Source organism: Escherichia sp. E.sYA108, from assembly GCF_011754335.1.
Classification (GTDB): domain Bacteria; phylum Pseudomonadota; class Gammaproteobacteria; order Enterobacterales; family Enterobacteriaceae; genus Escherichia; species Escherichia coli.
Window position 1 is genome coordinate 95,015 of sequence record NZ_JAAQVZ010000001.1, and the last position, 19,050, is coordinate 114,064.

Annotated in this window: 18 protein-coding genes; 12 read left to right on the forward strand and 6 right to left on the reverse strand. The window is 45.2% G+C overall.

Annotation, left to right across the window (positions count from 1 at the left end):
- Positions 1 to 30 precede the first annotated feature (30 nt).
- Together coaD and waaA are read right to left on the reverse strand one after the other, a co-directional pair.
- Positions 31 to 510 (reverse strand): pantetheine-phosphate adenylyltransferase, encoded by a 480-nt coding sequence (coaD, locus tag HBM92_RS00470; protein WP_001171873.1) that lies wholly within the window; start codon positions 508 to 510, stop codon positions 31 to 33.
- Positions 511 to 517: 7 nt separating this feature from the next.
- Complete coding sequence (gene waaA, locus HBM92_RS00475) at positions 518 to 1,795, reverse strand: lipid IV(A) 3-deoxy-D-manno-octulosonic acid transferase (protein WP_000891564.1); 1,278 nt, start codon at positions 1,793 to 1,795, stop codon at positions 518 to 520.
- A gap of 412 nt (positions 1,796 to 2,207) precedes the next feature.
- Between waaA and rfaQ the strand changes: the two genes are divergently transcribed.
- The 9 genes from rfaQ to HBM92_RS00520 all read left to right on the forward strand — a co-directional run bounded on the left by rfaQ (position 2,208) and on the right by HBM92_RS00520 (position 11,341).
- On the forward strand, positions 2,208 to 3,266 hold the full coding sequence (rfaQ, locus tag HBM92_RS00480) for a lipopolysaccharide core heptosyltransferase RfaQ (RefSeq protein WP_000360415.1): 1,059 nt from the start codon (positions 2,208 to 2,210) through the stop codon (positions 3,264 to 3,266).
- On the forward strand, positions 3,263 to 4,387 hold the full coding sequence (locus HBM92_RS00485; protein ID WP_000634259.1) for a glycosyltransferase family 4 protein: 1,125 nt from the start codon (positions 3,263 to 3,265) through the stop codon (positions 4,385 to 4,387). The genes rfaQ and HBM92_RS00485 overlap by 4 nt, the downstream gene beginning before the upstream one ends.
- Complete coding sequence (gene rfaP, locus HBM92_RS00490; RefSeq protein WP_001304977.1) at positions 4,380 to 5,177, forward strand: lipopolysaccharide core heptose(I) kinase RfaP; 798 nt, start codon at positions 4,380 to 4,382, stop codon at positions 5,175 to 5,177. The genes HBM92_RS00485 and rfaP overlap by 8 nt, the downstream gene beginning before the upstream one ends.
- Positions 5,178 to 5,192: 15 nt before the next feature.
- A complete protein-coding gene (gene waaO, locus HBM92_RS00495) occupies positions 5,193 to 6,209 on the forward strand; it encodes a lipopolysaccharide 3-alpha-galactosyltransferase (protein WP_001272747.1) in 1,017 nt (338 codons plus the stop codon).
- A gap of 16 nt (positions 6,210 to 6,225) precedes the next feature.
- Positions 6,226 to 7,221, forward strand: coding sequence for a glycosyltransferase family 8 protein (locus HBM92_RS00500; protein WP_001001736.1), 996 nt, complete (start codon positions 6,226 to 6,228; stop codon positions 7,219 to 7,221).
- A 9-nt stretch (positions 7,222 to 7,230) separates the two neighbouring features.
- Positions 7,231 to 7,923: a lipopolysaccharide core heptose(II) kinase RfaY gene (gene rfaY / locus HBM92_RS00505; RefSeq protein WP_000633082.1), complete on the forward strand. Its 693-nt coding sequence runs from the start codon at positions 7,231 to 7,233 to the stop codon at positions 7,921 to 7,923.
- Positions 7,924 to 7,948: 25 nt separating this feature from the next.
- Positions 7,949 to 8,977, forward strand: a complete 1,029-nt coding sequence (locus HBM92_RS00510; RefSeq protein WP_000364803.1) for a UDP-galactose--(galactosyl) LPS alpha1,2-galactosyltransferase — start codon at positions 7,949 to 7,951, stop codon at positions 8,975 to 8,977.
- A gap of 81 nt (positions 8,978 to 9,058) precedes the next feature.
- A complete protein-coding gene (locus tag HBM92_RS00515; RefSeq protein ID WP_000064025.1) occupies positions 9,059 to 10,042 on the forward strand; it encodes a glycosyltransferase family 2 protein in 984 nt (327 codons plus the stop codon).
- Between the two features lie 45 nt (positions 10,043 to 10,087).
- Positions 10,088 to 11,341 (forward strand): O-antigen ligase family protein, encoded by a 1,254-nt coding sequence (locus HBM92_RS00520; protein WP_001304976.1) that lies wholly within the window; start codon positions 10,088 to 10,090, stop codon positions 11,339 to 11,341.
- Between the two features lie 69 nt (positions 11,342 to 11,410).
- Here the strand turns inward: HBM92_RS00520 and rfaC are convergent, their stop codons facing one another.
- Genes rfaC through rfaD form a run of 3 tightly spaced genes read right to left on the reverse strand, consistent with a single transcriptional unit; the run spans position 11,411 to position 14,383 of the window.
- Entirely contained in the window at positions 11,411 to 12,391 is a 981-nt protein-coding gene (gene rfaC / locus HBM92_RS00525) for a lipopolysaccharide heptosyltransferase RfaC (protein ID WP_001264595.1), read from the reverse strand.
- A 3-nt stretch (positions 12,392 to 12,394) separates the two neighbouring features.
- On the reverse strand, positions 12,395 to 13,441 hold the full coding sequence (gene rfaF / locus HBM92_RS00530; protein WP_000699223.1) for an ADP-heptose--LPS heptosyltransferase RfaF: 1,047 nt from the start codon (positions 13,439 to 13,441) through the stop codon (positions 12,395 to 12,397).
- A 9-nt stretch (positions 13,442 to 13,450) separates the two neighbouring features.
- Positions 13,451 to 14,383, reverse strand: coding sequence for an ADP-glyceromanno-heptose 6-epimerase (gene rfaD, locus HBM92_RS00535; protein ID WP_000587750.1), 933 nt, complete (start codon positions 14,381 to 14,383; stop codon positions 13,451 to 13,453).
- A gap of 213 nt (positions 14,384 to 14,596) precedes the next feature.
- Between rfaD and kbl the strand changes: the two genes are divergently transcribed.
- From kbl to waaH, 3 genes are all read left to right on the forward strand, one after another.
- On the forward strand, positions 14,597 to 15,793 hold the full coding sequence (kbl, locus tag HBM92_RS00540) for a glycine C-acetyltransferase (RefSeq protein WP_001213845.1): 1,197 nt from the start codon (positions 14,597 to 14,599) through the stop codon (positions 15,791 to 15,793).
- Between the two features lie 9 nt (positions 15,794 to 15,802).
- On the forward strand, positions 15,803 to 16,828 hold the full coding sequence (gene tdh, locus HBM92_RS00545) for an L-threonine 3-dehydrogenase (protein ID WP_000646018.1): 1,026 nt from the start codon (positions 15,803 to 15,805) through the stop codon (positions 16,826 to 16,828).
- Between the two features lie 238 nt (positions 16,829 to 17,066).
- Positions 17,067 to 18,101, forward strand: coding sequence for a UDP-glucuronate:LPS(HepIII) glycosyltransferase (gene waaH / locus HBM92_RS00550; protein ID WP_000982107.1), 1,035 nt, complete (start codon positions 17,067 to 17,069; stop codon positions 18,099 to 18,101).
- Here waaH and HBM92_RS00555 read toward each other — a convergent pair.
- Entirely contained in the window at positions 18,088 to 19,047 is a 960-nt protein-coding gene (locus HBM92_RS00555) for a divergent polysaccharide deacetylase family protein (RefSeq protein WP_000483824.1), read from the reverse strand. The two genes, waaH and HBM92_RS00555, sit on opposite strands and share 14 nt — an antisense overlap.
- Positions 19,048 to 19,050 lie beyond the last annotated feature (3 nt).

Below are 19,050 nucleotides of genomic sequence, written 5' to 3' on the forward strand. Positions count from 1 at the left end.
AGCCGGATGGCATACCATCCGGCATAAACGCTACGCTAACTTCGCCATCAGCGCCTGATGGACATTCTCCGGCAGGAAATGGGTGACATCGCCCTGATGGCGCGCCACCTCTTTCACCAACGATGAAGAGATAAACGACCACTCTTTCGACGGCATAAGAAACACACTTTCCAGTTCCGGCATTAAGTGGCGATTCATATGCGCCAGCTGCATTTCATATTCAAAATCCGCCACCGCACGCAGGCCACGAATCAGCACCGTAGCGTGTTGATTACGGGCGAAGTTCGCCATCAAATCACTAAACCCGACCACTTCCACGTTCCCCAGATGCGCGGTTGCCTGCTGTGCCAGCTCCACACGCTCTTCCAGGGTAAACATCGGTTTTTTACTGGGGCTGGCGGCAATCGCCAGAATAACGTGATCGAACATTTGCGTGGCGCGCGTCACGATATCGATATGACCATTGGTAATGGGATCGAAAGTACCCGGATAAATCGCCCGTTTTTGCATAACAACCTCAATGCGTTTTCGGTGGCAGGTAAGGTTCCAGCAGTTGAAGCAGACGCTGTAGTGCGCCCTGGTTTTGATACAGCACTTCAACGGCATGACGGCCATAGAAACTACGGTAATCGGCGTCGGTGAGTAAAGAGGAAACCTCTTTTGCAAGCGTAGTGGCATCGGTAACGGTAATCAGCCCGCTTGCCTGCTCCAGCCGCGCGCAAATGTCTTTAAAGTTAAACGTATGCGGCCCCATCAATACCGGAATAGCGTGTGCGGCCGCTTCCAGCGGATTATGCCCACCACGTTCAACCAGTGAACCGCCAACAAAGGCGAGATCGGCAATGCCGTACAGTAACATCAACTCGCCCATCGTATCGCCAACCACAACCTGCGTGCTGGTGGAGGGGACTTCCCCTGAAGATCGTGTGATATAGCTTAGTCCAGCCTGGCGGACAAGGTTAATCGCATCCGGGAAGCGTTCTGGATGACGGGGTACCAGGATGAGCAATAAATTCGGGAATTGCTGTAACAATGCCTGATGTGCGGCGATCACCACACTCTCTTCGCCTTCATGAGTGCTGGTGGCAATCCATACCGGGCGGTGTGGTGCCCATTGGCGGCGCAGCGTCACGGCTTTAGCAGCCAACTGCGGCGTTACAGAAATATCGAATTTCAGGCTACCGGTAACGGTCACCTGATTATTTTTTGCGCCCAACGCCACAAAACGAGCACCATCTTCTTCATTTTGGGCGGCAATCAGCGTAATACGACGCAGCAAGCGACGGACGAATTTACCCAGTTTGGCATAACCTGCGGCCGAGCGGGCAGAGAGTCGCGCGTTAGCGATCACCAGCGGAATTTTACGTTTATGTAGCGCCGCAATCAGGTTAGGCCATAGTTCGGTTTCCATAATCAACACCAGTTTAGGGTCGACTTTATTCAGGAAACGGTTGAGTGCATCGGGCAGGTCATACGGCAGATAAACGTGCTGAACATCCTTCCCGAAAGCCGATTGTACGCGCTCCGAACCGGTTGGAGTCATGGTTGTTACGGTAATCGGTAAATCAGGATAACGATGACGCAGTGCGCGCACCAACGGGATCGCCGCCAGAGTTTCACCGACGGAGACGGAGTGCAGCATAATGCCGCCTGGTTTTAGCGGATGGCGGTAAAAACCGTAACGTTCACCCCAGCGTTTTCGATAGGCCGGAGCCTTACGTCCGCGCACCCAGAGCCGTATCCAGATCAGCGGCTGAATAAGGTAGAGAAGGGCGGTGTAAAGCAATTCGAGCATAGTAAATAGCTGACTTATGGATGTGCTGGGGATTCTATGTATTTAGCTGTGGCTTTACCATTACTTTTCCCATTTTTGACTTAAATAGCAATTTACCCGCCAATTCTTGCTGAACATCTATACTTTTTTTGTATTTTTATGCGATTCATTGATTTCTGCAGTACGTGCAGGAAGGAATCGCAGAGCAACAGTAAAAGAATATGGTTGCTAATGATTTTATTTGATTGATTTCTTTATTGAAAATCAACAATGTGCTTAAAAATCATTCGAGTCGGATTGCCGCGAAAGAAGTGATACACTAGCGCGTCAATATCAGTGCGGTATCAGTATTCAGGTAGCTGTTGAGCCTGGGGCGGTAGCGTGCTTTTTCTGCTTCACCTTAATCGGATAATCTCAACAAAAAGAGTTACTTGTGGATAAGCCATTTCGAAGAATTTTGCTCATTAAGATGCGTTTTCATGGGGATATGTTATTAACTACTCCCGTCATTAGTTCGCTGAAAAAAAATTACCCTGACGCAAAAATCGATGTGCTGCTTTATCAGGACACCATCCCGATCCTGTCTGAAAATCCAGAGATTAACGCGCTCTACGGCATAAAAAATAAAAAAGCAAAAGCCTCAGAAAAAATTGCCAACTTTTTTTATCTCATCAAGGTATTACGTGCCAATAAGTATGACCTTATCGTTAATCTTACCGATCAATGGATGGTTGCTATACTGGTTCGCTTATTAAATGCCCGTGTGAAAATTTCCCAGGATTATCATCATCGGCAGTCTGCTTTTTGGCGTAATAGTTTCACTCATTTGGTGCCGTTGCAGGGTGGAAATGTGGTGGAAAGTAACTTATCCGTGCTGACGCCATTGGGACTTGAATCGTTGGTGAAGCAGACAACCATGAGTTACCCGCCTGCAAGCTGGAAACGTATGCGTCGCGAACTTGATCACGCTGGTGTTGGACAAAATTATGTGGTTATCCAACCTACGGCGCGGCAAATCTTCAAATGTTGGGACAACGCCAAGTTTTCCGCTGTGATTGATGCCTTACATGCTCGTGGTTATGAAGTCGTTCTGACGTCCGGCCCAGATAAAGACGATCTGGCCTGCGTCAATGAAATTGCGCAGGGATGCCAGACGCCACCAGTAACGGCGCTGGCCGGAAAGGTGACCTTCCCGGAACTTGGTGCGTTAATCGATCATGCGCAGCTGTTTATTGGCGTTGATTCCGCACCGGCGCATATTGCCGCTGCAGTTAATACGCCGCTGATATCGCTGTTTGGTGCGACAGACCATATTTTCTGGCGTCCCTGGTCAAATAACATGATTCAATTCTGGGCGGGAGATTACCGGGAAATGCCAACGCGCGATCAGCGTGACCGAAATGAGATGTATCTTTCGGTTATTCCGGCGGCAGATGTCATTGCAGCTGTCGATAAATTACTTCCCTCCTCCACGACAGGTACGTCGTTATGATCGTTGCTTTTTGTTTATATAAATATTTTCCCTTTGGCGGTTTGCAGCGCGATTTTATGCGTATTGCTCAGACAGTTGCCGCCCGAGGTCATCATGTTCGGGTTTATACCCAGTCGTGGGAAGGCGAATGCCCTGATGTATTTGAACTGATCAAAGTGCCGGTTAAATCGCATACCAATCACGGGCGCAATGCGGAATATTTTGCCTGGGTGCAAAAACATTTACGTGAACACCCCGTCGATAGAGTCGTTGGATTTAATAAAATGCCGGGGCTGGACGTTTATTATGCCGCTGATGTTTGTTATGCCGAGAAAGTAGCGCAGGAGAAAGGCTTTTTCTATCGCCTGACGTCACGTTATCGCCATTATGCCGCCTTTGAGCGGGCAACCTTCGAACAGGGCAAGCCGACACAGCTGCTGATGCTGACAGATAAGCAAATCGCCGATTTCCAGAAACATTATCAGACTGAAGCGGAGCGTTTTCATATTCTGCCTCCGGGGATTTATCCTGATCGTAAATATAGCCAGCAGCCAGCCAATAGCCGTGAAATCTTCCGTAAGAAGAATGGAATAACCGAACAACAATATTTATTGTTGCAGGTTGGTTCAGACTTCACGCGTAAAGGTGTCGATCGTTCCATTGAAGCACTTGCTTCGTTACCGGATTCGCTGCGCCACAACACATTACTATATGTTGTTGGGCAGGATAAACCGCGAAAATTTGAGGCGCTGGCAGAAAAACGCGGCGTGCGCAGTAATGTTCACTTCTTCTCGGGGCGCAACGATGTCTCGGAATTAATGGCGGCGGCGGATTTATTACTTCATCCTGCCTACCAGGAAGCCGCGGGAATTGTACTGCTGGAAGCGATAACTGCAGGATTACCGGTACTAACAACAGCCGTTTGTGGCTATGCGCATTATATTGTCGACGCCAATTGCGGCGAGGCTATTGCTGAGCCATTCCGCCAGGAAACATTGAATGAGATTTTACGCAAAGCGTTAACGCAATCTTCATTGCGCCAGGCCTGGGCGGAAAATGCGCGACATTATGCTGATACACAAGATTTATACAGTCTGCCAGAGAAAGCGGCGGACATCATAACGGGTGGTCTGGATGGTTGAACTTAAAGAGCCGTTTGCCACGTTATGGCGCGGTAAAGATCCTTTTGAGGAAGTTAAAACCTTGCAGGGTGAGGTATTTCGTGAACTGGAAACTCGCCGCACTCTGCGCTTTGAAATGGCGGGCAAAAGCTATTTTCTCAAATGGCATCGCGGCACGACCCTGAAAGAGATAATCAAAAATTTACTCTCATTGCGGATGCCAGTATTAGGCGCAGACCGCGAATGGAATGCGATTCATCGACTGCGGGATGTCGGCGTTGATACTATGTATGGGGTGGCATTCGGCGAAAAAGGCATTAATCCGCTGACCAGAACCTCGTTTATTATTACCGAAGATCTGACACCAACCATCAGTCTGGAAGATTACTGTGCTGACTGGGCGACCAACCCACCAGATGTTCGCGTAAAGCGTATGCTTATTAAGCGTGTCGCGACGATGGTGCGCGATATGCATGCTGCGGGCATTAACCACCGTGACTGTTATATCTGTCATTTCCTGCTGCACTTGCCTTTTTCCGGTAAGGAAGAGGAGTTAAAAATTTCAGTAATTGACCTGCACCGGGCGCAGCTTCGCACGCGCGTTCCACGTCGTTGGCGCGATAAAGATCTTATTGGACTTTATTTTTCTTCGATGAATATTGGCCTGACTCAACGGGATATCTGGCGGTTCATGAAGGTGTATTTTTCTGCCCCGCTTAAAGACATTCTCAAGCAGGAACAAGGGCTGCTGTCGCAAGCAGAAGCAAAAGCCACAAAAATCAGGGAAAGAACGATTCGAAAATCGTTGTAATTTCCGGAGAGAAATATGAGTGCCCACTATTTTAATCCACAAGAGATGATCAATAAGACAATCATCTTCGATGAAAGGCCAGCGGTGTCAGTGGCATCATCATTCCATGTTGCTTATGGCATTGATCAGAACTTTCTTTTTGGTTGTGGTGTTTCAATCACGTCAGTTTTGTTACATAACAACGACGTGAGTTTTGTTTTCCACGTTTTTATTGATGATATCCCTGAAGCCGATATCCAGCGTTTATCCCAATTAGCGAAAAGCTATCATACCTGTATCCAGATCCATCTGGTGAATTGTGAACGGCTTAAGGCATTACCGACGACCAAAAATTGGTCTATTGCCATGTATTTCCGTTTTGTAATTGCAGATTACTTTATTGATCAACAAGATAAGATCCTGTACCTGGATGCTGATATCGCCTGTCAGGGAAACTTAAAGCCGCTGATAACAATGGATCTTGCCAATAACGTTGCTGCTGTTGTTACTGAACGCGATGCTAACTGGTGGTCATTACGAGCTCAAAGTCTGCAGTGTAATGAACTTGAAAAGGGTTACTTTAATTCAGGTGTCCTGTTAATTAATACACTAGCGTGGGCGCAGGAGTCCGTTTCTGCTAAAGCGATGTCGATGCTTGCTGATAAAGCCGTCGTTTCCCGTTTAACCTATATGGATCAAGATATACTTAATCTTATCCTGTTAGGGAAAGTTAAATTCATTGATGCTAAATACAATACGCAATTTAGTTTAAATTATGAATTAAAAAAATCATTTATTTGTCCAATTAATGATGAAACCGTATTAATTCATTATGTCGGCCCGACAAAACCCTGGCATTACTGGGCCGGTTATCCAAGCGCGCAGCCATTTATCAAAGGCAAAGAAGCATCGCCCTGGAAAAATGAACCGTTAATGCGGCCAATGAACTCAAATTATGCTCGTTATTGCGCTAAGCATAATTTTAAACAAAATAAACCAATTAACGGGATAATGAATTATATTTATTATTTTTATTTAAAGATAATAAAATGACATTGAGAAAAGTTAAATGAATGAATTTATAAAAGAACGGTTTTCGTATTTAGCAGATAATAAAAAAGAAAACGTCCCAGAGCTAAATGTTTCCTACGGTATCGATAAGAATTTTTTGTATGGTGCTGGCGTTTCAATTTCTTCCGTTTTGATTAATAATTCAGATATTAATTTTGTCTTTCATGTTTTCACTGATTATGTGGATGATGATTATTTAAAGTCATTTAATGAAACAGCAAAACAATTTAATACCTCAATTATTGTATATTTAATTGACCCAAAATACTTTGCTGATCTGCCGACGTCACAGTTTTGGTCGTACGCGACATACTTCAGGGTATTGTCCTTTGAATATCTGAGTGAAAGTATTTCCACACTGCTGTATCTGGATGCCGATGTCGTTTGTAAAGGAAGTCTGAAACCTCTCACAAAAATTATATTTAAAGATGAGTTTGCTGCGGTTATTCCTGACAATGATAGTACTCAGGCGGCATGTGCAAAACGTCTTAACATTCCCGGAATGAATGGACGTTATTTCAATGCAGGCGTTATCTATGTCAATCTTAAAAAATGGCATGAAGCAAATTTGACACCGTATTTACTCACGCTTTTACGAGGGGAAACTAAATATGGCTCTCTTAAATATTTAGATCAGGATGCGTTGAATATCGCATTTAATATGAATAATATCTACCTCGCGAAGGATTTTGATACTATTTATACCCTGAAAAACGAACTTCATGATCGTAGTCATCGAAAGTATCAGCAAACCATTACCGATAAAACAGTATTGATTCACTATACAGGGATAACTAAACCATGGCATAGCTGGGCTGGATATCCGTCTGCATCATACTTTAATATCGCGCGTGAACAATCTCCCTGGAAGAAATATCCTCTTAAAGAGGCGCGGACTGTTGCAGAAATGCAGAAACAATATAAGCATCTGTTTGCCCATGGTGAGTATATTAAAGGTATAACTTCATTAATTAAGTACAAGCTTAAGAAATAAATTACTCTTATGATTACAAGTATACGCTATCGCGGCTTCTCATTTTATTACAAAGATAACGATAATAAATATAAAGAAATCTTTGATGAAATACTGGCCTATAATTTTAAAACAGTAAAAGTATTACGTAATATTGATGATACCAAAGTATCGTTGATTGATACGAAATATGGTCGCTATGTTTTTAAAGTCTTTGCCCCGAAAACGAAAAGGAATGAACGTTTTTTAAAATCTTTTGTAAAAGGTGACTACTATCAGAATTTGATCGTTGAAACCGATCGTGTCAGAAGTGCAGGTCTTACTTTTCCTAATGATTTTTATTTTCTGGCTGAGCGTAAAATTTTCAACTATGCCAGTGTTTTTATCATGCTTATCGAGTATGTCGAGGGCGTAGAGCTCAATGATATGCCGATTATTCCAGAAGATGTTAAAGCAGAAATTAAGGCTTCAATGGAAAAATTGCATGCCTTAAATATGCTATCGGGCGACCCACACCGGGGTAACTTTATCGTTAGTAAAGATGGTGTCAGGATAATTGACCTATCCGGTAAAAGCTGTACGGCAGAGCGGAAAGCCCGTGATCGTCTGGCCATGGAACGTCACCTGGGTATTGCCAACGAAATAAAAGATTATGGCTACTATTCAGTAATCTACAGAACCAAACTACGCAAATTTATTAAAAAATTAAAAGGCAAAGCGTAAACCACACAGTCAAAACGGAACCAACATGGATTTATTAGCTGAGAGTATTACTGAAGTCGCTGTCTCTGGGGAAATTGCTAACACCGATCGTGTGTTAAATATCGCTTACGGTATTGACCGCAACTTTTTATTTGGTGCGGCAGTATCTATGCAATCAGTTGTTATGCATAACCCGGACCTTGCGGTTAAGTTTCATCTCTTTACTGACTACATTGATGAAGATTATCTACAACGTGTTAATGCTTTTACCAGCAAAAATGCTAACGTTGAAGTAAGAATTTATAAAGTATCCAGTGCCTTTATTGATATCTTCCCCAGCCTGAAACAGTGGTCTTATGCAACATTCTTCCGTTTAGTTGCGTTCCAGTATCTGAGTGAAACTATTGAAAATCTGTTATATATCGATGCTGATGTCATCTGTAAAGGCTCATTAGCTGGATTGCTTGATATTAATTTTGATGGCGATAAGTTCGCGGCTGTTATTAAAGATGTGCCTTTTATGCAGGAAAAACCAGCGAAGCGTCTGGCTATAGAGGGACTTCCAGGGAATTATTTCAACGCCGGTGTAGTATATCTGCAGCTTGAAGCATGGGCGAAAAATGATTTTATGAATAAAGCCATTGCTATGCTGGCAAGTGACCCGCAGCACACGAAATATAAATGCCTTGATCAGGATATTTTAAATATTCTGTTCTTTAGTCATTGTATTTTTATTAGCGGCGATTATGATTGCTTTTATGGCATTGACTATGAGTTAAAAAATAAAAGCGATGAAGATTATAAAAAGACCATTACCGATGATACTAAGCTGATTCATTATGTTGGCGTAACGAAGCCCTGGAACGACTGGACGAATTATCCCTGCCAGAAGTATTTTAATGAGGCTTATCAGGTTTCTTGCTGGAATGATGTGGCGTTTATTCCAGCCACGAATGAAAAGCAGTATCAAGTGAAATACCAACATGCAAAGAAAAATGGTGATACGTTTAACGCTTTTATTTACTTCATTAAATTCAAATTAAATAAGTATAAAAGAAAACTATTTGGGCAATAATAAAAATCATGGATGTCTGAGTTACAATAATAATTAAGGATGAGTACTATAATATTTTATTAGTTCAGGCAAGAGAACACGATGAGCAATGATTACCCTTTAGTATCCATAATAATACCGACGTATAATTCATCTGATTACATTACTGAAACTCTAACGAAATTAGAAAAACAAACTTACCCAAATTTTGAAATTGTTATTGTTAATGATGGTTCTAAAGATAACACATCAAGTGTTTTGAGAGAGTATGGGTTAACCCACTCTCGATTAATTATTATCAATAAAGAAAATGGCGGTGTTTCGTCTGCCAGGAATACAGGTATCCGCAAGGCGCAAGGACAGTTTATATGTTTTATGGATGATGATGATGAGATAGATCCTAACTATCTGCTGAAGATGTATTCCAGACAACATGAGACGGGAGGGGATGCGATTTATTGTGGGCTTTATGGCCATCATATAAAAAATGGTGTTACTTACTCACCTATAAATACAGATTTTAATGAAGGGTCTTTACTTTTCGATTTTTTTTATAAAAAGGTCAGATTCCATATAGGATGCTTGTTTATAAGAAAACAACTCCTGGAAGATAATAATCTTTTTTTTGATGAAGATTTACGACTAGGAGAAGATCTGGATTTTATCTATCGACTGCTAATTACATGCGATATGTATGCGGTTCCATATTATATGTATAAGCATAACTATAGAGAAAATTCCTTAATGAACTCATGTAGAACCATCACTCATTATCGACATGAGTCATTTGCGCACGAAAGAATCTACTCTTCTGTGATGCAGTTATACAAAGGTAACCGGAAAGAAGAAATTCATACATTATTGAGTAAAAATAGAACTTATCATAAAACTCGTTATTTATGGAATGTTCTACTTAATGGCGATTTTGAATTATTAAATCAATTAGTTGAAAGCAATGAAAAAGAATTGAAAGATTGTAATCTTCTTGGCAAGAGAGATAAGAGGCGAGCAAAGATATTAGCATCAAAAAACTATATTCTCTGGAGGATGGTAAGACTGGTAAATAGAAAAAAGAATAAACGTTAGGTCTTGCATTAAATAACCCATCCTCGTAGCATAGGTTGAAATTATATGTCGTTTTGTTGGAATGAAATTAACTCTGGTGTCAAGTCTTTAATTCTCATATTATGTATGTTGTCTTTAATGACTTTGTCTTTGTGGGATGATGTTGCAACAAAGTTTCTTCATGCAGCTGGAATTATATCTGCATTATATTTTCTAGCGACACCAAAAAAAACAATAACTAATAATCCTACTTTGTTAATTTTCATCTCATTATGTCTTTTGGGTATCGTTAATATCATCTGGTATTCACATTATAAAGTTTCAGGCTCGGTTTATACCAATGCATATCGTGGCCCAATGGAAACTGGAAAAATTGCCTTGTGTAGTGCTTTTATTTTCTTAGTTCTTTTTGCTAAAGATGAGATGAGAACCAAAATAAAATTTGGGAAACTAATTCTGTTCGCATCCTTGGCAACGCAGTTACTTTTTTTTGCGCATGCCATGTGGCAACATTTCTATTTAAACGTCGACCGTGTTGCATTATCAGCTTCCCACGCTACAACAGCAGGCTACATCATCCTTTTCCCTTCTTTACTGGCATCAATTCTCATTTTAAAATCCGACTTTAGACATAAAACAACATTATATACAATTAACTTCATGCTTAGCTTATGTGCTGTTATAGTAACTGAAACGCGTGCAGCCATATTAGTGTTTCCATTCTTTGCGTTACTATTAATCGTAATGGATAGTTATATTAATAAGCGAATTAATTATAAGTTATATTGTTTTATTGCGATTGCATTATTAGCAGGTGTATTTTCTTTTAAAGATACATTACTTACGAGAATGAATGACTTAAATAGGGATTTAGTTAATTATTCGCATGATAACACCAGAACTTCAGTCGGTGCCCGTCTGGCAATGTATGAAGTTGGTTTAAAAACATATTCTCCAATAGGACAATCACTGGAAAAACGTGCGGAAAAAATACATGAACTAGAAGAGAAAGAGCCTAGATTAAGTGGTGCTTTACCCTTTGTAGATTCTCATTTGCATAACGATCTCATAGATACGTTATCAACGCGTGGTATTCCTGGAGTAGCATTAACAATTTTAGCCTTTTCAGCAATATTCATATATGCCTTAAGAACTGCTAAAGAACCTTATATTTTAATCTTGCTTTTTTCACTACTGGTAGTAGGCCTAAGTGATGTAATACTCTTTTCTAAACCGGTTCCGACTGCTGTGTTTGTCACCATAATATTGCTTTGTGCTTATTTTAAAGTACAATCGGACCAATGTTTATTAGATAAGTAATGAATATGTGAAATAAAATCAGCAAGGAAGCTGATTTTATTTCAAAATTATCTATTAAAGAGTTGTAATTTAAATCATGGCAGCTTTTTCAGCGTTTTCTTCAATGAATTGCTTAACAGCATTTGCTGTCAATTGAGACAACTCATTCCCCGGAGCCCTACAAACCATCTGATTCTTCCCATACCCACCAATTAATCCCGGATCGGTAGGTCCATAAACCGTGATATTGGGTCTATCCAGTGCCGCCGTTAAATGGCTTAACCCCGTATCCACCGACACTACAAATTTAGCCCCGGCCAGTACGCGGGCAACGCCTTCCAGACTCATCTTCGGCAATACTTCAACATAAGCAAATCCTTCCGCCAGTCGTTTCGCCCGTTCTTCCTCATGCGGCGCGCCCCACGGAAGTTTAATCCGTATTCCTGAATCAGCCAGTAAACCAATCAATTCTCGCCAGTGTTCTTCCGGCCAGTGTTTATCATCTCGGGTTGTTGCATGAAGAAATACGGCATATTCGCCAGCATCTGTAGGCAGGTTCGTCAGGAAATGCTGTGCGATAGCATAATCGCCCTGGGTTTGTGGTTTGCTATAGCCCAGACTTTTGGCAAACAGTTCGCGGGTGCGTTCTACGGCGTGCTGCTGTTTTGCAATATGATGTTTACGATTGTAAAACAGGCTGGCTAACGGTTCGCGAGCGGTTTGCCAGTCCATTCCATGCTTTACGCCATGCGCCAGACGCGTCACCAGCGCCGCGCTTTTTACCAGCCCCTGGGCGTCGATAACTGCGTCATAGTTCTTTGCTTGTAGCGCTTCACGAAACGCTTTGCGTTCAGCTTTTATGGGAGCCGAGAACCAGGCTTTACGCCAGCGACGTATTGCCACAGGAATAACTCGCTCAACGGCAGCGTGCCAGGAAGGAATCTGTGCGAACCCTTCTTCCACCACCCAGTCAAACTTAATCCCTGGGATTGCCTGCTGGGCATCAGTGAGTGCGGGCAGCGTGTGGAGAACATCGCCCATCGACGATGTTTTAACGATCAGAACCCGCATCCGTCAGGCTTCCTCTTGTAACAATAGCGCGTTGAGTTCTTCCAGTACGCGCTGGGGAGTAATGTCGATCAAGCTCTGGTGATAACCCTCCGCAGCGTCACCTTTACGCACTTTGTGATAGCCGGTAATCAGGCGGATCACGCGTGCTTTATGGGATAGCGGTGGTGTGAAGTCCGGGCTGCTTGGTCCATACAGGGCAACCAGCGGACGATTGAGCGCCGCCGCAACGTGCATCAGACCAGAATCGTTAGTAACAATGGCTTTACAGGCTGCAATCAGGATAACCGCTTGATCAAGCTGTGTTTCTCCCGCCAGATTCCGACACCATGCCTGCTGCTCTGTATTCAAAGCGGCAAGAATCTCATTGCCCGCCTCATGATCTTTCGCCGAGCCAAACAGAACCACCTGATAACCTTCATCAATCAGCTGCTTTGCCAGCTCCGCATAGTGGTAGTGTGGCCAGCGTTTTGCCGGACCAAACTCCGCACCCGGGCAAAAACCAATCATCGGACGTTCTGATGAGAGCGAAAATTGATTACAGGTATATGATTTTTCACCTTCGCTCACCTGCAACTGCGGCCATAACAATGGTTGCGGCAGATCTTGTGCGGTACGCATAACGCCTTTGTCATAGGCCAGCGCGATATAGCGTTCCACCATTAGCGGCCAGGCTTCTTTATCGAGCACGCGTACATCGTTGAGTAAACCGTAGCGCATCTCGCCGCGCCAGCCGGTGCGATGAGGAATACCTGCGAAGAAAGGCACTAATGCGGATTTGAAGGAGTTAGGTAAGACGTAGGCGCGGTCGTAGCGCTTTTCACGCAGACTATGACCCAGTTTGCGGCGTTCGCCGATTTCCAGCGCTCCGTGACCGAGAGGCATAGGGATCGCTTCGTTAACTTCCGGCATCCGCGATAATAATGGACGGCACCATGCCGGTGCCATCACGTCGATTATCGCCTGGGGATAGCGCGCCTGGAGCGTGCGATAGAGACTTTGCGACATCATCATGTCGCCAACCCAAGACGGGCCGATCACCAGTATTTTCATGCAGAGCTCTTATGCGTCACGATTCAGCCAGGCCATGTATTCCGTTACGCCTTCGGCAACGGTTTTGAACGGTTTATCGTAACCCGCCGCGCGCAGATTCGTCAGATCTGCCTGAGTGAACGCCTGGTAGCGGCCTTTCAGTTTATCCGGGAACGGAATGTATTCGATCTGGCCTTTCTTGTGATAAGCAAGCGTAGCATCTGCTACTGCCTGGAAGGATTCCGCACGACCGGTGCCGAGGTTGAAGATGCCGGAAACGCCATTTTCCAGGAACCACAGGTTTACATCTGCCACATCGCCCACATAGACGAAGTCACGTTTGAAGTTCTCGCTACCTTCGAACAGCTTCGGTGATTCACCGTTATTAAGCTGGGTGTTGAGATGGAAAGCGACGCTCGCCATGCTGCCTTTATGGCCTTCACGCGGTCCATAAACGTTGAAATAACGGAAGCCAACAATCTGTGAGTTCGCTTCAGGCAGGATTTGGCGAACATATTCATCAAACAGGAATTTTGAGTAACCGTAGACATTCAACGGTTTTTCATATTCGCGGGATTCAATAAAGTCGGAGGTGCGTCCACCGTAAGTGGCTGCGGAAGAGGCATACAGGAACGGGATTTCGCGCTCCAGACAGTAGTGCAGCAGCTCTTTGGAGTATTGATAGTTGTTATCCATCATATACTTGCCGTCCCACTCGGTGGTGGAAGAGCACGCGCCTTCGTGGAAAATCGCTTCGACATCGCCGAACTCTTCGCCAGCCATAATCTGGATCAGGAAGTCTTCCTTATCCATATAGTCCGCGATATCCAGATCCACCAGGTTCACAAACTTGGTGCCGTCTTTCAGGTTGTCCACCACCAGAATATCGGTGATGCCTTTATCATTCAGGGCTTTAACGATGTTGCTTCCGATAAAGCCCGCGCCGCCGGTAACGATGATCATAACTGTAACCTTCGAATTATGGAGTCAGAGACAATCTCAGACACGAATACTTCTATCATATCACTACATGACGTTGGCTTCAGCCATTCACCAAAAGTGAGGGGGCTGGACGTTATTTATCCTGAATTTTGCAGAAGTGTTAACGCGTCATCTCGTCGCGACCTATAAGTTTGGGTAATATGTGCTGGAATTTGCCCTGTCTGGAGAATCGCAATGCGTGGAGAATTTTATCAGCAGTTAACCAACGATCTGGAAACCGCACGGGCGGAAGGGTTGTTTAAAGAAGAGCGCATTATTACGTCTGCGCAGCAAGCAGATATCACTGTGGCTGATGGAAGCCACGTCATTAACTTTTGTGCCAACAACTATCTCGGACTGGCGAATCATCCGGATCTGATTGCGGCGGCAAAGGCGGGAATGGATTCTCACGGTTTCGGCATGGCTTCGGTGCGTTTTATTTGCGGTACCCAGGACAGCCATAAAGAGCTTGAACAAAAACTGGCGGCATTCCTGGGGATGGAAGATGCGATTCTCTACTCTTCCTGCTTTGATGCTAACGGTGGCCTGTTTGAAACGCTGCTGAGCGCGGAGGACGCCATTATCTCCGACGCACTGAACCACGCGTCTATTATTGATGGTGTGCGTCTGTGTAAAGCCAAACGCTATCGTTATGCCAACAACGATATGCAGGAGCTGGAAGCACGTCTGAAAGAAGCGCGTGAAGCCGGTGCGCGTCATGTGCTGATTGCCACCGATGGTGTGTTCTCGATGGACGGCGTGATTGCCAACCTGAAGGGCGTTTGCGATCTGGCAGATAAATACGATGCCCTGGTGATGGTAGACGACTCCCACGCGGTCGGTTTTGTCGGTGAAAATGGTCGTGGTTCCCATGAATACTGCGATGTGATGGGGCGTGTAGACATCATTACCGGTACGTTGGGTAAAGCATTGGGCGGGGCTTCTGGTGGTTATACCGCGGCGCGCAAAGAAGTGGTTGAGTGGCTGCGCCAGCGTTCTCGTCCGTACCTGTTCTCCAACTCGCTGGCACCGGCGATTGTCGCCGCATCCATCAAAGTGCTGGAGATGGTCGAAGCGGGTAGCGAGCTGCGTGACCGTCTGTGGGCGAACGCGCGTCAGTTCCGTGAGCAAATGTCGGCGGCGGGCTTTACCCTGGCGGGAGCCGATCACGCCATTATTCCCGTCATGCTTGGCGATGCGGTAGTGGCGCAGAAATTTGCCCGTGAGCTGCAAAAAGAGGGCATTTACGTCACCGGTTTCTTCTATCCGGTCGTTCCTAAAGGTCAGGCGCGTATTCGTACCCAGATGTCTGCGGCGCATACCCCTGAGCAAATTACGCGTGCAGTAGAAGCATTCACGCGTATTGGTAAACAACTGGGCGTTATCGCCTGAGGGTGTGAGATGAAAGCGTTATCCAAACTGAAAGCGGAAGAGGGCATCTGGATGACCGACGTTCCTGTACCGGAACTCGGGCATAACGATCTGCTGATTAAAATCCGTAAAACAGCCATCTGCGGGACTGACGTTCACATCTATAACTGGGATGAGTGGTCGCAAAAAACCATCCCGGTGCCGATGGTCGTGGGCCATGAATATGTCGGTGAAGTGGTAGGTATTGGTCAGGAAGTGAAAGGCTTCAAGATTGGCGATCGCGTTTCTGGCGAAGGCCATATCACCTGCGGTCACTGTCGCAACTGTCGTGGCGGTCGTACCCATCTGTGCCGCAACACGATCGGCGTCGGTGTTAACCGTCCGGGCTGCTTCGCCGAGTATCTGGTGATTCCGGCGTTCAACGCCTTCAAAATCCCGGACAATATCTCCGACGACCTGGCTTCCATTTTTGATCCCTTCGGTAACGCTGTGCATACCGCGCTGTCGTTCGATCTGGTTGGCGAGGATGTGCTGGTCTCTGGTGCAGGTCCGATAGGTATTATGGCTGCGGCGGTGGCGAAACACGTTGGTGCACGCAATGTGGTGATCACTGATGTTAACGAATACCGCCTTGAGCTGGCACGCAAAATGGGTATCACCCGTGCGGTTAACGTCGCTAAAGAAAACCTTAATGATGTGATGACAGAACTGGGCATGACCGAAGGCTTTGATGTCGGTCTGGAAATGTCCGGTGCGCCGCCAGCGTTTCGTACCATGCTCGACACCATGAACCACGGCGGTCGTATTGCGATGCTGGGTATTCCACCGTCCGATATGTCTATCGACTGGACCAAAGTAATCTTTAAAGGCTTGTTCATTAAAGGTATTTACGGTCGTGAGATGTTTGAAACCTGGTACAAGATGGCGGCGCTGATTCAGTCTGGCCTCGATCTCTCGCCGATCATTACCCATCGTTTCTCTATCGATGATTTCCAGAAGGGCTTTGACGCTATGCGTTCGGGCCAGTCCGGGAAAGTTATTCTGAGCTGGGATTAACACGAACAAGGGCTGGTATTCCAGCCCTTTTGCCTGAGGATAATCCGTTAAATATGTAAAATCCTGTCAGTGTAATCAAGATATCGTAATTGCGCTGATCTCTTATATAGCTGCTCTCATTATCTCTCTACCCTGACGTGACTCTCTCACCGGTAAAAATAATATCTCACAGGCTTAATAGTTTCTTAATACAAAGCCTGTAAAACGTCAGGATAACTTCAGAGGTCGTCGGTAATTTATGATGAACAGCACCAATAAACTTAGTGTTATTATTCCGTTATATAATGCGGGCGATGATTTCCGCACTTGTATGGAATCTTTAATTACGCAAACATGGACTGCTCTGGAAATCATTATTATTAACGATGGTTCAACGGATAATTCTGTTGAAATAGCAAAGCATTACGCAGAAAACTATCCGCACGTTCGTTTGTTGCATCAGGCGAATTCTGGCGCATCGGTGGCGCGTAATCGTGGGATTGAAGTGGCAACGGGAAAATATGTCGCTTTTGTCGATGCTGACGATGAGGTCTATCCCACCATGTACGAAACGCTGATGACCATGGCGTTAGAGGACGACCTCGACGTGGCGCAGTGCAACGCTGATTGGTGTTTTCGTGAAACGGGTGAAACCTGGCAATCCATCCCTACCGATCGCCTTCGCTCAACCGGTGTATTAACTGGTCCGGACTGGCTGCGGATGGGACTTTCTTCCCGCCGTTGGACACACGTGGTCTGGATGGGGGTTTATCGCCGCGATGTTATTGTTAAAAATAACATTAAATTTATTGCCGGATTACATCATCAGGATATTGTCTGGACAACAGAATTTATGTTTAACGCGCTGCGTGCGCGATATACCGAGCAATCATTATATAAATATTATCTGCATAATACGTCAGTGAGTCGGTTGCATAGACAAGGGAATAAAAACCTTAATTATCAACGTCACTATATTAAGATTACCCGCCTGCTGGAGAAATTAAATCGAAATTATGCCGACAAAATTACGATTTATCCGGAATTTCATCAGCAAATAACTTACGAAGCATTGCGTGTTTGCCATGCGGTGCGCAAAGAGCCGGATATTATTACCCGCCAACGGATGATTGCTGAGATATTTACTTCCGGTATGTATAAGCGCCTGATTACCAATGTGCGCAGCGTGAAGGTGGGTTACCAGGCGTTACTGTGGTCTTTCCGCTTATGGCAATGGCGCGACAAAACGCGGTCGCACCATCGCATTACGCGTAGCGCCTTTAATTTGCGCTAGCGTTAAGTTTTGCCGATTCGGGCTGTTTGCCCCAGCCTTGCCACTGATGCTGGAAGTAAACGATCAGCGTGCTCTGGCTGATGCTTTCGCTTAATACTTCAAAGAAGCGATTAGCATAAACAGGTTCTATCGGCTTCTTCGGTTTGCACAGCTTCACGCCACGGAATGGATTACGCGGTGTGTCGGGCACAGTGTTTTTCGGCGGTGTAGACGTATCAACCTGCGGTTCATTCAACAAGCTGCTGGCTTTCACCAGCGTAATGTCTGGCGGCAGGTTATAAACCATCTGTTGTAGCACGCGTACCGTTGAAGGGTGAGGATGTCCAATGGCAATGGTTGAACCGTTGCGACGTGCCAGGTCAATTGCGCGATTAAATTGCATACGGATGTCCGCTTCATTTTGCGAATCGTCGAGGAACACCTTCCGTTTGATCACCTTCACGCCAGTGCCTTGCGCGGCGCGCATCGCCTGGGTATTACCGATGGTTACGCTGTCGAGGAAGTAAAGATTGTAACGCTCCAGCGCCTGCATCACTTTCTGCATACCAAACAGGTTAGAGGTCATCTTGCTGCCCATGTGGTTGTTGATCCCCACGGCATAGGGCACGTTATTGACCGCACTACGAATAATGCGCTCAATTTCGTCGCTGCTCATCTCCGGGCGTAGCGTATTTTTCTCCAGCGGCTGTTTACTCAGTGGTGCCATCGGTAGATGAATCAACACTTCGTGACCGCTGTTATGTGCTTTGGTCGCCATCTCTCTGGCGTGCGGTGAATCGGGTAATACAGCGACGGAGATAGCGGAAGGCATCGCCAGCACCTGGTTTTCGTTGTGCGGGCGATACCCAAAATCATCAATGACGATGGCAAGTTTGCCAGCAATTACGGGGGAGGAGAGCGCCAACAGAGCGGCAAATGCAAGAACGTTACGACGAAATGGAAACAAAAC

Coding starts and splice junctions, on each gene's coding strand:
- rfaC (WP_001264595.1), bottom strand. CDS start 12,391: ATGCGGGTTCTGATCGTTAAAACATCGTCGATGGGCGATGTTCTCCAC.
- HBM92_RS00515 (WP_000064025.1), top strand. CDS start 9,059: ATGAGCAATGATTACCCTTTAGTATCCATAATAATACCGACGTATAAT.
- waaA (WP_000891564.1), bottom strand. CDS start 1,795: ATGCTCGAATTGCTTTACACCGCCCTTCTCTACCTTATTCAGCCGCTG.
- HBM92_RS00510 (WP_000364803.1), top strand. CDS start 7,949: ATGGATTTATTAGCTGAGAGTATTACTGAAGTCGCTGTCTCTGGGGAA.
- HBM92_RS00520 (WP_001304976.1), top strand. CDS start 10,088: ATGTCGTTTTGTTGGAATGAAATTAACTCTGGTGTCAAGTCTTTAATT.
- kbl (WP_001213845.1), top strand. CDS start 14,597: ATGCGTGGAGAATTTTATCAGCAGTTAACCAACGATCTGGAAACCGCA.
- waaH (WP_000982107.1), top strand. CDS start 17,067: ATGATGAACAGCACCAATAAACTTAGTGTTATTATTCCGTTATATAAT.
- rfaD (WP_000587750.1), bottom strand. CDS start 14,383: ATGATCATCGTTACCGGCGGCGCGGGCTTTATCGGAAGCAACATCGTT.
- tdh (WP_000646018.1), top strand. CDS start 15,803: ATGAAAGCGTTATCCAAACTGAAAGCGGAAGAGGGCATCTGGATGACC.
- HBM92_RS00485 (WP_000634259.1), top strand. CDS start 3,263: ATGATCGTTGCTTTTTGTTTATATAAATATTTTCCCTTTGGCGGTTTG.
- coaD (WP_001171873.1), bottom strand. CDS start 510: ATGCAAAAACGGGCGATTTATCCGGGTACTTTCGATCCCATTACCAAT.
- rfaY (WP_000633082.1), top strand. CDS start 7,231: ATGATTACAAGTATACGCTATCGCGGCTTCTCATTTTATTACAAAGAT.
- rfaF (WP_000699223.1), bottom strand. CDS start 13,441: ATGAAAATACTGGTGATCGGCCCGTCTTGGGTTGGCGACATGATGATG.
- waaO (WP_001272747.1), top strand. CDS start 5,193: ATGAGTGCCCACTATTTTAATCCACAAGAGATGATCAATAAGACAATC.
- rfaP (WP_001304977.1), top strand. CDS start 4,380: ATGGTTGAACTTAAAGAGCCGTTTGCCACGTTATGGCGCGGTAAAGAT.
- HBM92_RS00500 (WP_001001736.1), top strand. CDS start 6,226: ATGAATGAATTTATAAAAGAACGGTTTTCGTATTTAGCAGATAATAAA.